The sequence below is a fragment of the Pedobacter sp. genome, from assembly GCF_965249885.1.
GTDB lineage: Bacteria > Bacteroidota > Bacteroidia > Sphingobacteriales > Sphingobacteriaceae > Pedobacter.
On the sequence record NZ_OZ252254.1, the window covers coordinates 1,225,907 to 1,240,149 of the forward strand.

Below are 14,243 nucleotides of genomic sequence, written 5' to 3' on the forward strand. Positions count from 1 at the left end.
TGTGTTCCTATGTGGTAAACAATAAGCTTTATACGTTTTGAAAATATATAACCAACTTTCGGAGTTTAAAAAATTGGAGAATGCCGTTGTCACCATTGGTACTTTTGACGGTATACATTTTGGACACCAGAAAATCATCAAACGACTTTGCGAACTCGCCAAATCAACAGGCGGTGAAAGTGTTTTACTTACTTTTTTCCCGCATCCGCGGATGATTATTGACCCTGAAAATCAGGAACTGAAAATGATCAACACAGTGGATGAAAAAGCACAGATTTTAGCTAGTTTAGGTGTAGATCATTTGATCATTACTCCTTTTACTAGGGATTTTTCTAATTTAAGTGCCGATGAATACATCAAAAAAATATTGGTAGATACCATAGGCACTAAGAAGATCATTATTGGCTACGACCACCGATTTGGTAAAGATAGATTGGGCAACATTCAAACTTTAGTAGAAAATACCGATAAATATGGCTACAGCGTGGAGGAAATTCCAGAGCAGGATATTAATGACGTAGCCGTTAGCTCAACTAAAATCAGAAAAGCGTTGCTAGATGGCGATGTTGCTTTGGCTAACGATTATTTGGGCTATGCGTTTTCTATTTACGGACCGGTAATTAAAGGCGATAAAATTGGAAGAACTATTGGTTTCCCAACGGCTAATATTTTCGTTCCTGAAACTTATAAGCTGATCCCTAGCGATGGCATCTATGCCGTCACTGTAGAGTTGGAAACTGAAGCGAAAAGTGACGATACCGACTTTAACGGAAAACCATCAACCTTTAAAGGTATGGCCTACATTGGTCAGCGACCTACCATTAACGGCATGACCCGAAATATCGAAGTGAATATCTTTGATTTCAACAGAGAGATTTATGGACAGAATATCAAAATGAATTTCTTGGCTTTTTTACGCCACGATGTGAAGTTTACCGGTTTAGAGGCACTTACCAAGCAATTGCAGCAAGACAAGGCGAACACCTTAGCTTTTTTCGAAGGAAGATAGATCTCATGGCCATTTTTTGAAAGTAAAATGGTCAAATTCGGCTTTTTTTCGTATTTTGTGAGCTATGAGGGCGATATTGTTGTTCTGCGGATGGCTAATCCTATGTTGTACGTCAATAGCTGCTAAGGAGGTTAATTTTAGCGGCTCGGATGCGCCTACAACATTTATTGAAGCTTCAAAACCGATTTCAAAAAAGAAGAACTTATTTGAAACAAAATTCAAACGCCATCAGCAAAAGGCTAGGCTATCGGTCATATCAAACTTTATTCCTAAACTATTTCTCAACGTTAACTGCTTTCCTTCAATAGATGTTTTAAGCAGTAACAGCGCATACAATCGCTTCGTTAACAACATCTCTAAATTAGCTATCTTCAATCACATTTATCCTAAACATGCTTTTTGGTAAGCTCTTTTGTAAAATACGATACAAGAGAATCATTCGACACCAATTACATTTTTTTAGCTAGATGACACACTTACCTGTACTTATTTCAGATTTAGGACTGATACTTGCCGCCGGTGGAATTACCACCATCATTTTCAAAAAAATCAAGCAGCCTTTAGTTTTAGGCTACATCATTGCCGGACTTTTGGTAGGGCCACATTTTAAATTTATGCCTACCGTTGCCGATAGTGCAAATATTACCATTTGGGCCGAAATTGGAGTAATCTTCCTGCTTTTTAGTCTGGGCTTGGAGTTCAGCTTTAAAAAACTGGTAAAAGTTGGCGGTTCCTCGTCCATCACGGCATTAGTTGAAATTATAGGCATGTGCTTAATTGGCTACTTTGTTGGCCGTTTGATGGGCTGGAAAACCATGGACAGTATTTTCCTCGGTGCAGTTCTTTCGGTTTCTTCTACTACTATCATCATCAGAGCTTTTGACGAACTAGGTGTGAAGCACAAAAAATTTGCAACATTGGTATTTGGGGCACTTATTGTAGAAGATCTAGCAGCCATCTTAATCATGGTATTGCTAACCACCGTTGCAGTGAGTCAGCAATTTGAAGGTGCAGAAATGATTGTTTCCATTTTGAAACTCAGCTTCTTTCTAATTCTTTGGTTTTTAGGAGGGATTTTCATTATTCCTTCTTTCTTAAAATTCACAAAAAAATTAATGAACGACGAAATGCTGTTGGTGGTTTCACTCGCTTTGTGTTTAGTGATGGTGATTTTAGCGGTTAAAGTGGGTTTTTCTCCGGCCTTGGGCGCATTTATCATGGGCTCCATATTAGCAGAAACTACACAGGCCGAAAAAATAGAGCATTTGACAAAATCAGTAAAGGATTTGTTTGGCGCTATATTCTTCGTATCTGTTGGGATGCTTATCGATCCAAAAATTCTATTAGCTTACTGGCAACCAATCCTCATTATCACAGGTGTAACCATTGTAGGTAAATTAATTACTACAGGCAGCGGGGCACTTTTATCTGGGCAACCGCTTAAAACATCCGTACAAACGGGATTAAGTTTAACCCAAATTGGAGAGTTCTCATTCATCATTGCAACACTTGGCTTAACGCTAAAAGCAACCAGCGACTTTCTCTATCCAATTACCGTTGCAGTATCTGCGGTAACTACTTTTACTACCCCATATCTCATCAAATACTCGGAAAACTTCTACAACCTATTAAAAAAAATACTTCCTCAAAAATGGTTGGATGCCATTAGCAGATATAGCAACAGTACAGAAGGTATCACTACGCTCAGCGACTGGAAAATACTTTTAAGATCGTATATCGTAAACACCATTACCCACTCGGTAATCATTATCGCTATTGTCGTACTCACTACAAGATATCTGCATCCATTTATTACGAAAAACATTACTAACGGCACCAATGGTGTTATTATTAGCATTATTGTTTCGTTCCTAATTATGGCGCCATTTTTATGGGCTTTATCCATCCGCAGGATCGAAAAAACCGCCTATTCGCACTTATGGCTGAATAAGAAATATACCCGTGGTCCACTTATCGCTATCGAGGTGTTTAGAATTGCCCTAGGTGTGTTTTTTGTAGGCTTTTTAATGTACGGATTTTTCGATACTTGGGTAGCGGCAGGCATTGCACTTGGATTGATTGTTTTGGTAATGGTGATATTTTCACGCAAGCTGCAAAATTTCTACGAGCGCATGGAGAACCGATTTTTCTACAACCTTAACGCTAGGGAAGCGGCTAAAAAACAACCTGAAATTTTGCCTTGGGATACCCACTTATTGGAGCTTACCGTGGCGCCCGAATCAAAATTAGTGGGGCAAACCTTAATTGATTTGGCAGTTCGCGAAAAATACGGCATTAACATTGCCATGATTGAACGTGGCAAAATCATGATTCCCACACCTAAAGCAAACGAACGACTTTATCCAAACGACAAAGTTTTAGTTATTGGAACTGATGATCAACTGGCTAGCGTGAAACCGTTATTCGAAGGCGATCATTTAGCCGCACAAGACGAAAACACATTCCCGAAGCAGGATATGTCGCTGCAAAAAATTGTCATCAACAGCAAGTCACCAATTTTTGGGCAAACCATTCGTAACAGTGGGATACGTGAAAAAACTCAAGGTTTGGTAGTTGGCATTGAGCGCAATGGCCAACGTATTTTAAATCCCGATTCGAATTTAGTATTTGAAAATGAGGATATTGTTTGGATTGTGGGAAACAACAAACGCATTCCCGAATTGCTAAAATAAATGGAGAAGACTATATTTACTTAGGTCAAACTATCAAAACCTATGAAAAAAATAGATCAGGATAAAAGTGAGTTTTTGGATGAAATGCTGGATTACTGGCAATCTGAAAAACTGCTTGATCACGCCGATATCCTAAAGTTAAAGGCAAGCTACCAATCCAAAACGTTTGATTGGCGCCGATTAGCGCAATACTCTTTTTGGATTGCAATGGCCTGTGGCGTAATTGCTTTGAGTGCATTATTGGTTGATAAATCCCTACTTAATTACCTAAAAAACCTTTACAATACGCCTAATATTGTAATTAGTTTAATTTCCGCCATTGCAGCGGCCACATGTTACATATGGGGTTTTCGTAAGAAAAAATTGAAGCCACAAAATGTTTTCAGCAACGAAGCCATCATTTTTTCGGGTGTAATGCTAACAGCAAATGCGGTGGCCTATTTAGGCAAAGCCATTGATAATGGCAGCAATCACTTCTCCATTTTAATTCTCCTATCAGTATTGGTGTATTTAACACTGGCTTATTTCTTCAAATCTAGATTGATTTGGACTTTTGCGTTACTCGCTTTTGGCGCATGGTTTGGCACCGAAACTGGCTACCTATCTAAATGGAACTGGTATTTTTTAGGTTTAAACTATCCACTTCGTTTTGTATTCTTTGGCCTGATAGTAACTGTTGGCTCACTACTCCTTAACCGAAGCAAAAAGCTATCGTACTTTTTTGACGTATCCTATTTTGCTGGACTGTTATATCTATTCACTTCCTTGCTTTTATTATCGATTTTTGGCAACTATGGCAGTTTGGATGAATGGTACACCATCAATCAGCTTTCTTTGTTCTATTGGGCAATCATTTCAGCGGCCTTTTGTGTAATAGCCATCATTATTGGGCTTAAAAAAAACGATGCTATGCTCAGGGAGTTCGGAATCATTTTTCTTTTCATCAATTTGTACACCCGTTACTTCGAATATTTCTGGGACAGTTGGCATAAGGCTATCTTCTTCACGGTATTAGGTGTCTCCTTTGTACTTATCGGCCGTAAGGCAGAAAAAATATGGAGTTTAGAATTCATGAAGAAATAATTGATCGTTGACCATTGCTAACTGAAAACTGATAACTGCTAACTGACAACTGCCAACTGATAACGCTTAACTAAAATCCTGACGTTAGTCATAGCACTTACAACACTACATGCCCTATCTTTGTATCATAATCATTTGAAATGGCAGCCGCAGACATCAGCAATTTAGACGATATCCAATTATTAGTTAATACATTTTACGGTCGTATTCGTGAGAACGAACTTCTAGGGCCAATTTTTAATGAGCGCATAGGAAACCGATGGCCTGAACATCTGGAAAAGATGTACCGCTTTTGGCAAACTGTGCTGCTTGAAGTACATACCTACTCGGGCAGCCCATTTCCGCCACATGCAAAACTACCTGTAGAAGCACTTCACTTTGATACTTGGCTACAAATTTGGAATGGCACCATAGATGAGTTTTTTGCGGGAGAAAAAGCCAGCGAAGCTAAATGGAGAGGCTATAAAATGGCAGAGATGTTCATGTATAAAATTGAGTATTACCGAAACAACAACGCTAAGCCATTACTCTAGCCTTAATAATCGATACCAATAATGAACATCAAGATCGAACAGCGCTTAGCAATTATTTGCACTTTTGTATGGATTGGTTTTATTTGTGCCATTAGCTTTATGGAAGCCTGGCTCAAATTCAGAGCTCCAGGAGTTACCCTTCCCATTGGATTAGGCATTGGCCGATTGGTTTTCGCAGCCATGAACAAGGTAGAATGGATACTAGCGCTTGTAATTTTTATTAGCCAATTCCGCATTGCTCGTCGACTGAACTGGATTTACATCGGTATATTGTCTATACTCCTGCTACAAACCATTTGGCTTCTCCCTGCTTTAGACGCAAGAGCTCAAATGTACATTGACAGCAAAGTGGTACCGAGTTCCTATCTACATTTCTACTATATGATAGCCGAGGGCTTGAAATTTATTGCATTATTTGTGTTTGGCGTTAGGCTTTTTGAAGCTGTGAAACGAAATGAAGCAGCCACCACATCTACCCCAAATAAATCAGCACTTGCTTAATAATCAAATAAAGTGCTAAGCAGTACAAAAAAATCGAAATGCACTTGTTGATTAAGCGGCTACTCAGCGCAAACTTCTCTTGAATGTATTGTGCAAAATGAGCGTAGCCGTACAAAGCCAACATTGATCCAAACCCAGAACCAAAGCTAAAAACAACCAGCGATAAGTAATCGGTATTTACCCACTCATGTAGAATCACGTAGTTACCAAAAAATAACCAAAAAGGCACCTGCACGGGATTCAGCACACCCAATATCACTCCATATAGCACACTTCCTTTTCTGCTATCTGTAGCCGTTTTAGGTTGCGGACTTTTATTTCTATTTATCCAAGCTAATGTTGCCATGGTGAAAAGCAACACCACCATGAAAATATCGACCAAAAAGCTCAACTGAAATGCACCAACCCGTATCGTATCGATATCCACATCGCTGGATATCCAACGTGCGAACCGCATCATCCCAAAAGTAAAAAACACTTCGATACAAGAAAAGGCTAAGATAAAACCCCATGCTTGCCGCATGCCGCGATTAATTGTGAGCTGCGCAAGTGTTAAATTAATATTACCTGGCGGCACATATCCCATTGCATTTAGCAAAAGGCCAATAATGAATGTTAATGCAAGCATAGGTAGGTAGCGATTACTGGGTTAGTTTTTTCCATTATTGGAGCGTTATTAATTCGAACTGCTGATATTTAAAATTGAAAGTGATTTAAATAGCTTAATTCATGTGAGCTTTTAGGAACTTGCCGGTATATGATGCTTCCACTGCCAGTAAATCTTCAGGTTTGCCCTCAAATACAAGCTGGCCGCCCTTATCGCCACCTTCTGGACCAATATCGATTACCCAATCCGCACATTTGATCATATCCATATTATGTTCAATCACAATTACGGTACTGCCTTGCTCAATAAGTGTATTTAAAGCCTTTAATAATTTTTTGATATCATGAAAATGCAGACCAGTTGTTGGTTCATCAAAAATAAATACAGCTTTTTGTGCATTATTCCCCTTAATTAAGAAAGATGCTAACTTAATTCGCTGTGCTTCACCACCCGATAACGTATTAGACGACTGCCCCAAATGCACATAACCCAAACCTACATCAACCAAGGGCTGCAACTTAGCTAGTACCTTAGGCTCCTTCGCAAAAAATTCGACCGCTTGGTCTATGGTCATATCTAAAATATCAGATACGTTTTTATCCTGATAAGTGATATCTAGTACATTTTGCTTAAATCTTTTACCGCCGCAAGCTTCACATGGCAAATAAATATCTGCCATAAACTGCATTTCTATTTTAACTTCGCCCTCACCCTGACAAACATCGCATCTTCCACCTTCCACGTTAAAAGAAAATGCTGCAGGTTTTAAACCAGTTGCCTTTGCAGCAGCTTGCGAAGCGTACAAAGTACGGATATCGTCCCAAGCCTTAACATAAGTTACCGGATTAGAACGTGATGATCTTCCAATAGGATTTTGATCAACCATTTCCACTTGGTGAACTAAATCGATATTACCGAAAATACCATCGTAAGAACCCGTTTGCTCGCCAGCGTAGTTTCCAATTGCCTTTTGTAGGGCTGGATATAAAATTCGTTTTACCAAACTCGTTTTACCTGAACCAGACACCCCGGTAACGCAAGTAAATATGCCTAATGGAAACTTTACATCTATATTTTTCAGGTTATTTTCTCTAGCACCTTTAATTAACACATGATCTTTCCAAGCCCTTCGCTTTTTAGGAATTTCTATGCGCTCCTCCCCCGACAAATATTTTCCTGTTAACGACTTTTTATCTTTGATGATCTGATTATAGGTACCGGTGAAAACTAAATTTCCGCCTAAGGTGCCTGCTTCCGGACCAATATCAATTAAGTGGTCAGCCGCTTTCATCATCTCCTCTTCATGTTCCACCACCAAAACGGTATTGCCCACATTTCTTAGCGATTCTAAAACGCCAATTAATCGATGCGTATCACGAGGATGCAAGCCGATACTAGGCTCATCCAACACATATACGGAGCCAACCAAGCTGCTACCCAACGAAGTAGCCAAATTAATACGCTGGCTTTCTCCACCTGAAAGAGTGTTGGATAAACGATTTAACGTTAAATAACCCAATCCAACGTTGTTGAGATATAAAATACGGCTGCTAATTTCAGACAATAAGCGCTTAGCTATTTTTTGTTCGTTTTCAGTTAGTGCTAAGCTTTCGAAAAACGGCAATATTGCCGATAGCGGCATAAGCACCAGTTCGATAATAGATTTGCCGCCCACTTTTACATAGGAAGCATCTTTACGCAAACGGCTTCCTCTACAATCAGGACAAGTAGTTTTACCACGGTAACGGGATAGCATTACACGATACTGAATTTTATAGGTTTGCTCTTCCAATTCCTTGAAAAAATCATCCAAGCCTCTAAAATACTTGTTGCCCGTCCACAATAACCTTTGCTGTGCCTCAGTTAAATCACTGTAAGGCCTATGGATTGGAAAATCAAATTTGTCAGCATTTTTGATGAAGGCTTTAAGCCAATCTCCCATCTTTTCTCCCCGCCAAGGCGCAATGGCACTGTCGTAAACGCTCTTACTTTTATCTGGAATCACCAAATCCTCGTCAATACCAATTACATTTCCGTAACCTTCACAACGCTTACAAGCCCCATAAGGGTTATTGAAACTGAAGAAGTTTGGTGTAGGTTCCTCAAACTTTAAATCATCCAACTCAAATCTATCACAAAAGAAACGACGCTCGCCGTTATATTCAACGTAGCAATCTCCTTTACCTTCAAAAAAAGCAGTTTGCGCCGAGTCGGCAATACGGCTTAAGGTTTCATCATCTTTGGCAACAACAATTCGATCGATAAGAATAAAAACAGTATTGTCGGTACTTAAAACTATGTCATCAACTGTCTCATCCTCCAATATATTCTCGATTTTTTGAATGCTATCTTTGTAAAACACCCTCAAAAAACCTTTTTGCAGCAGCACCGCCAATTCCTCTTTAATAGTACGATTGTTTTGTGGATGCAAAGGACTGAAAATTGTGACTACTTCGTTCTCTGCCAATCCTGCAACGAAATCTACTACAGTACTTACGGTATCTTTTTTCACCTCATCACCCGATATTGGGGAATAAGTTCTACCGATTCTAGAATACAATAACTTGAGATAATCATAAATCTCGGTAGATGTACCCACAGTAGAACGAGGATTTGAGGTAATTACTTTCTGTTCTATGGCAATGGCTGGAGCAATCCCTTTGATATAATCCACATCAGGTTTGTTCATACGCCCCATAAATTGACGGGCATAAGCGGATAAACTTTCTACATATCTGCGTTGGCCTTCGGCATAAAGTGTATCAAAAGCTAAAGACGACTTGCCAGAACCAGACATGCCCGTAATAACCACAAACTTGTTTTTTGGAATGGCTACATCAACATTTTTTAAGTTATGTACCCTTGCTCCTTTAATGATAATATGTTGGTGAGGATCTTTTTCTAATTCCTTGCTCATAGCTAATCTTGAAACGCCACAGTATAATTTACAAAGATAACTATAAAAGTCGGAGCTGAGAAGAGGATAAAATACGTATATATCCTTTGAAAGTCATACCTTTTCGCCGCAGCAACATTACTTGATGTTAGATAGGATAATGAAAAAGAATTGGTATAAATTTTGACAACCTATTGATAAAGATGCAAATGTGAATTTGAGCGCTAGAAAGCGTTTTTTCTAAACTATCGATTGAGAACTACTCCCTTAAATTTCGATTTTTTAGAAAAATTAATAATTTAATTCTTTGAATCTCACAAAAAAATGTTTCTTTTGAATCTGTAACTAAAAACAATACATTAATCAAAACTTAAAAATTAAAAGGAGAAAAGCTATAGATTAAAAATTTACGTGTTTATTATTTAATAAAGATGGGTTTAATCAAACACACTCCTATGAGGTTACAACAGGTTAGTGATCAGGATTTGGTGAAGTTATACATCGGTGGCGACGAAAGCGTTATCGAGGAACTTCTTCGTAGGCACAAATCCAAAATCTTCACATCAATTTATTTATTGGTCAAAGATCAGTATCTGGCAGAAGACATTTTCCAGGATGCTTTTATCAAAGTAATTAACACCCTGCGCTCTGGAAGGTACAACGAGGAAGGTAAATTTTTACCTTGGGTAATGCGTATTGCGCATAATTTGGTTATCGATTATTTTAGGAAAGAAAAGAGAACACCAACCATCACCAGTGCAGACGGCACCGATGTACTTAACCTTATCCAAATACATGAGGAAAGCGCAGAAGAACGTATACTGAGAGAACAAACGCATGCTGATTTAAGAAAGATGATCCATTTTTTGCCAGATGAGCAAAAAGAGGTACTTATTATGCGCCACTACGCTGATTTGAGCTTTAAGGAAATTGCTGAACTCACAGATGTGAGCATTAATACTGCACTTGGTAGAATGCGTTACGCATTAAGCAACTTGCGTAAAATGATGAATGTAAAGGAAAATGTGAAGGAGATAAGTTTGGGAAGAAATTAAGCAACACAAATGTTACAATCAAACATTAATTATGGAAGTTGCACTAAGGATAAATGAATAAGGTTTTTAGGAAAGATAAGAGCTTGTTTTTAAAAAAATTTAATTTTATATCTAAACCTATAAAATAAAGAGGATTGCGTTGCGTTTAAAATCAAAACGAAAATATAAACGCGTATGACAAAAACCTCTACTCCAAATCCTCCAAAAAACTTATCTAAAAAAGAAGTTGCTGAACAGCTACTTCAACCTGAGGAAAAATTCTATAGGGAGTTAAAACCTCAACTTGATGAGCTTCATAGAGAGCCATCAGATGAAACTATAGCCAAGATCTTAGATTACGCCAAAAGGCGTTAAAAAAAATCCCGGTGAGCACCGGGATTTTTTTTAATTTCTAACAATTATTTGCTGCTTAATTACATCTTTTTCTCCATCCACACGGATATGTAAGTAATAATAGTCAGCTTTTAGTTTCCTTGTATCTAACTGTAGTTTATAACCGCTACTGCGTCCCTTCAACAAGAGCTTGCCCTTAACATCGTATAGAGAGGCTTCGTATTCTTTTACTTTTGTCTTTTCCGACGCTGAAAGTTTCTGTTGTTTCTCATTATCTGGCGCTATTAGCAAATAACTGCTTGCTGGGTTTGGATAAACTACCATTGTTCGCCACCATCCGCCACCACTACAAGCTCTTTCCACATCAACACCACCGGAAACAGTTGCTCCGCACTCTAAGTCAATTTCAACGGTAACACTATGATTTCCGCAACTCAAGTTCCAATTTCCGTACGACTCTACTCCAGTATCTACCAGATTTCCATCAAGATACCACCTTATCGCATTGTAATTATAACCTAAAGCGCTAATAGTTGCAACAAGTGGTTCTGAGTTATACATCGGATTTGCAGCCACATTTATATTGATAGGATATGCTTGATAAAAAGTATAAGCAGTTACTGTGTTCCCATAACTTTGAAATTTCACGGTGATGCTTCCATTCATACCTACAATACTTACTGTGTTGCTTGTTGTAGCGTAAGGCTGACCTGGCGGCAAACCTTCGATACTAATATCGCCATCGGCTGTCCAGATAAAATTAGCACCGTTAGGAACATTAACCGTTGCTGAACCGGAGCCGCAAGGGTCTCCATTTCCGCCAGATAGTGTTGCAGTGACTATTGGAGGAACTAACGTAGTAGTATAAGGAATTTCGCCACAAGGAGTTATTACAAAGGCGGCTAACTGTCTAAATTGAGTGGTAGATGTTGGCCTCTGAATATTAACAGTGGAAGATGTGTTGGAACCAACAATCACATACGGACTAGCTACCTCCCACCTTACAGTGGCGCCTGACGGTAAATTATTAACAGTGTAAGTATTTGTTGCACCGGAGGTAACAGGGCCTGTTAAGTATGGTGGACTTGAGCATACAAAGGTGCAGTTTGGAGAAGTAGGATAACTACTTCCAGTACTAGCCGCTAACATTTCAGCAGCAACCCAGTTTGCGTTTCTGGTATGTATAGAAATATGATTCCCATTTGCAGTTGACGGCGTGTTAAACTCTGTAATAAAATTGACAAAAGGAGAAGCTTTAGTGCCCGTAGGTGGAGAAGCTCCAATGTACTTGAAATTATAGTCGGCGTTAGTTAGACTTACAGCGCCACTGCCAATATCCAGAGCGCTGGTTGTAGGCACAAAATTAAATGTAGGAATACTTGAAGCAGTAATATTATACTTTATAAGCCCATCTTCATAGGTATCATTAGAAAGGTTTACGCCTGTATTGAAAACACCGCCTGGATAAGAATCGTAAGTCAATTGATTGCTCGGCGCATTGTAACTTTTATTGGTAATTGTTAATGTAACAGGTATCAACCATAATATTTTTTTGGTAATTGTAATCTTGTTATAGTATACCCTATTGCCCCCGCCGTAGTTTGTCAAGTTTATCTTAACATCGAAGTTGATCTCTGTTTTACCTGGCAAGATGCCCAGTACCAATGCGGGCTGCCCAGTAACCTTCGCAGCGACAGAGAAACCGATAACACTTACTATATCTGCCAAAAAGCGGGTATTTCCCTTACCTTCATAGTTCAGCACTAATGCATTAGGACTAGCGATTTGAGGAGCAGCACATTCAGACCCATTGCTTACCGCCACTACTCTTAATGGGCTACCGGAAAAACCCTGTGGATAACCTAAGGTTTGCAATTGACTTTGCCATGTGCTGTGCACACTATTATCTACCGTACTATTCGAATTCACATATTCAATCAACATCTGACGGGCCGCGTCAGTATTAGATAAATTCAGTACCCGGCCAGGGCTAGCTCCCCCGCCTAAAAACTGTATAATTTCAATAGCGCCGGCAGTAATACCTGTTTTAACGTAAAGATTAAAAATATGTCTTGCTAAATACTGGTACCCTAAAGGCACATTCGCCCCTTGATGAGGACTATCATAGCTAATGAAAAGATTTGTTTCATGGTCTTCATTATTATTCTCCATCTCCTTAAGTGCCCATCGAGCCACCAAGCCACCCATACTCTGCCCTATTATTATGTTTTTTGCAGTACTGCCCGCATCGCTCTTCAGCGTATTAACTAACCTTATTACTTCCTTTAGCAACTGAGCGTTTTTCTTAATGTTATCTGTGCCACGTTTCCAATCAACATATACGATATCGTAATCCGGATTATTAAGAAGAATTGTGCGAAGATTTGAATCGTCATTCGCTATATCACTGATGAACCCGTTAATATTACTTTCTCCTTGTGCGCTTTCGGGGTTAGTGATGTGCCCAGGATCAAAACCTTCTGCAACAATTAACGGCTTACGCAAACCCAAAGACGGATTAGCATAACGTATGGTAACAAAACCAGTTGCGTAGCTACCATTAAAAGCATCAGTGGCAGTAATTGCAGTTGGAACCATATTTAAAGGAACAGCGGAACGATAAAGGCCTCCATCCTCAAATGGGCTTTCTTCAACATATACTTTACTGTGTGAATATAAACTGCCGCCCGCTATCAAGTTAATTTTGTAGGTGAGTGTTTTATAACCTACACTGGAATAACTTATATTAATCGCTGTTCCCGGAACTAAGGTTCTATATCCTAAACCATCACCTGCATCTATTTCTATGCTAGAAATCCCCGATAAATCATTACTAAACCAAAGATCACTTGGCAAATATATTTCTTGCACTAAACCCTGTATTTTATCATTAGCAGGAGCTAAAGCAAAAACCGTTTCTGTTTGGTAAGGATTTTGCCAAACCCCAGAAATATACTTATCATATAAAGTACTACCAACTTGGCTAATTAAATTATTTGTTAATGCATCCTCACGTATTTTGGCATACTTAAAAAATAATCCACTCAACAAAATACGCCCTGGCTGCCTTTGCAAAAATGCCAAACTATCGATATCGTTAGCAGATACGAAAGTGGCTGCCGTACTGTTAAATCGCATAGAACGGAGCGTTTGATGAATGGCATTGAATTCACCAATATTGACGTAATTAGTATCAGCTAAAACATTACCCTTGTAATTAGGCAACTGTGCCTGTTCGAATGCCATATCGAATAATAATCCATAAGGAATCCTGTTGGGCTCTAACGAACCGAAGATGATCGTCATTTGATCAAAGAAGGCGGTACTGACTTCTTGCTGTGCCTTAGTTTTTGTACTAAAGCCAATGAGACATAGGCCGCATAATATGCAGCCAATAAGCGTTTTCTTCATGATGTATTATTTATTTTTAATTTTAAAAGCTAACTAAAACATCTTTTTACGCTTTTAACATTCCAGTACCTTCAACGCTGAGATAGTCTATCAACACCTTCTTACTAGAGTTGATAATTCGA

At 38.9% G+C, this 14,243-nt stretch carries 10 protein-coding genes; 7 read left to right on the forward strand and 3 right to left on the reverse strand.

Going from position 1 to position 14,243, the window contains the following annotated elements:
* Positions 1-37 precede the first annotated feature (37 nt).
* From ACY2A0_RS05220 to ACY2A0_RS05240, 5 genes are all read left to right on the forward strand, one after another.
* Positions 38-1,009 carry a bifunctional riboflavin kinase/FAD synthetase gene (locus tag ACY2A0_RS05220; protein ID WP_461788498.1) on the forward strand — a complete coding sequence of 324 codons (972 nt, stop codon included), beginning with the start codon at positions 38-40 and terminating at the stop codon, positions 1,007-1,009.
* A gap of 467 nt (positions 1,010-1,476) precedes the next feature.
* A complete protein-coding gene (locus tag ACY2A0_RS05225) occupies positions 1,477-3,702 on the forward strand; it encodes a cation:proton antiporter domain-containing protein (RefSeq protein WP_461788499.1) in 2,226 nt (741 codons plus the stop codon).
* A 42-nt stretch (positions 3,703-3,744) separates the two neighbouring features.
* The gene (locus ACY2A0_RS05230; RefSeq protein WP_461788500.1) at positions 3,745-4,785 is read left to right on the forward strand and encodes a DUF2157 domain-containing protein; all 1,041 of its coding nucleotides are present in this window, start codon (positions 3,745-3,747) and stop codon (positions 4,783-4,785) included.
* Positions 4,786-4,925: 140 nt separating this feature from the next.
* Complete coding sequence (locus tag ACY2A0_RS05235; RefSeq protein WP_461788501.1) at positions 4,926-5,318, forward strand: group III truncated hemoglobin; 393 nt, start codon at positions 4,926-4,928, stop codon at positions 5,316-5,318.
* A 21-nt stretch (positions 5,319-5,339) separates the two neighbouring features.
* Positions 5,340-5,819: a hypothetical protein gene (locus tag ACY2A0_RS05240; RefSeq protein ID WP_461788502.1), complete on the forward strand. Its 480-nt coding sequence runs from the start codon at positions 5,340-5,342 to the stop codon at positions 5,817-5,819.
* Here the strand turns inward: ACY2A0_RS05240 and ACY2A0_RS05245 are convergent.
* Both ACY2A0_RS05245 and uvrA read right to left on the reverse strand, forming a co-directional pair.
* Entirely contained in the window at positions 5,791-6,447 is a 657-nt protein-coding gene (locus ACY2A0_RS05245; RefSeq protein WP_461788503.1) for a LysE family transporter, read from the reverse strand. The genes ACY2A0_RS05240 and ACY2A0_RS05245 overlap by 29 nt on opposite strands.
* Before the next feature lie 94 nt (positions 6,448-6,541).
* Positions 6,542-9,343 carry an excinuclease ABC subunit UvrA gene (gene uvrA, locus ACY2A0_RS05250; protein ID WP_461788504.1) on the reverse strand — a complete coding sequence of 934 codons (2,802 nt, stop codon included), beginning with the start codon at positions 9,341-9,343 and terminating at the stop codon, positions 6,542-6,544.
* Between the two features lie 434 nt (positions 9,344-9,777).
* Between uvrA and ACY2A0_RS05255 the strand changes: the two genes are divergently transcribed.
* Both ACY2A0_RS05255 and ACY2A0_RS05260 read left to right on the forward strand, forming a co-directional pair.
* Positions 9,778-10,377, forward strand: a complete 600-nt coding sequence (locus ACY2A0_RS05255) for an RNA polymerase sigma factor (RefSeq protein WP_461788505.1) — start codon at positions 9,778-9,780, stop codon at positions 10,375-10,377.
* Between the two features lie 174 nt (positions 10,378-10,551).
* Complete coding sequence (locus ACY2A0_RS05260; protein WP_461788506.1) at positions 10,552-10,731, forward strand: hypothetical protein; 180 nt, start codon at positions 10,552-10,554, stop codon at positions 10,729-10,731.
* Positions 10,732-10,761: 30 nt separating this feature from the next.
* Here ACY2A0_RS05260 and ACY2A0_RS05265 read toward each other — a convergent pair whose 3' ends face one another.
* On the reverse strand, positions 10,762-14,121 hold the full coding sequence (locus ACY2A0_RS05265) for a T9SS type A sorting domain-containing protein (protein ID WP_461788507.1): 3,360 nt from the start codon (positions 14,119-14,121) through the stop codon (positions 10,762-10,764).
* Positions 14,122-14,243: the final 122 nt, after the last annotated feature.

Excerpts from the sequence above, each read along its gene's own strand:
- ACY2A0_RS05225 (WP_461788499.1), top strand. The coding sequence starts at position 1,477 with ATGACACACTTACCTGTACTTATTTCAGATTTAGGACTGATACTTGCC.
- ACY2A0_RS05240 (WP_461788502.1), top strand. The coding sequence starts at position 5,340 with ATGAACATCAAGATCGAACAGCGCTTAGCAATTATTTGCACTTTTGTA.
- ACY2A0_RS05260 (WP_461788506.1), top strand. The coding sequence starts at position 10,552 with ATGACAAAAACCTCTACTCCAAATCCTCCAAAAAACTTATCTAAAAAA.
- uvrA (WP_461788504.1), bottom strand. The coding sequence starts at position 9,343 with ATGAGCAAGGAATTAGAAAAAGATCCTCACCAACATATTATCATTAAA.
- ACY2A0_RS05230 (WP_461788500.1), top strand. The coding sequence starts at position 3,745 with ATGAAAAAAATAGATCAGGATAAAAGTGAGTTTTTGGATGAAATGCTG.
- ACY2A0_RS05245 (WP_461788503.1), bottom strand. The coding sequence starts at position 6,447 with ATGCTTGCATTAACATTCATTATTGGCCTTTTGCTAAATGCAATGGGA.
- ACY2A0_RS05255 (WP_461788505.1), top strand. The coding sequence starts at position 9,778 with ATGAGGTTACAACAGGTTAGTGATCAGGATTTGGTGAAGTTATACATC.
- ACY2A0_RS05265 (WP_461788507.1), bottom strand. The coding sequence starts at position 14,121 with ATGAAGAAAACGCTTATTGGCTGCATATTATGCGGCCTATGTCTCATT.
- ACY2A0_RS05235 (WP_461788501.1), top strand. The coding sequence starts at position 4,926 with ATGGCAGCCGCAGACATCAGCAATTTAGACGATATCCAATTATTAGTT.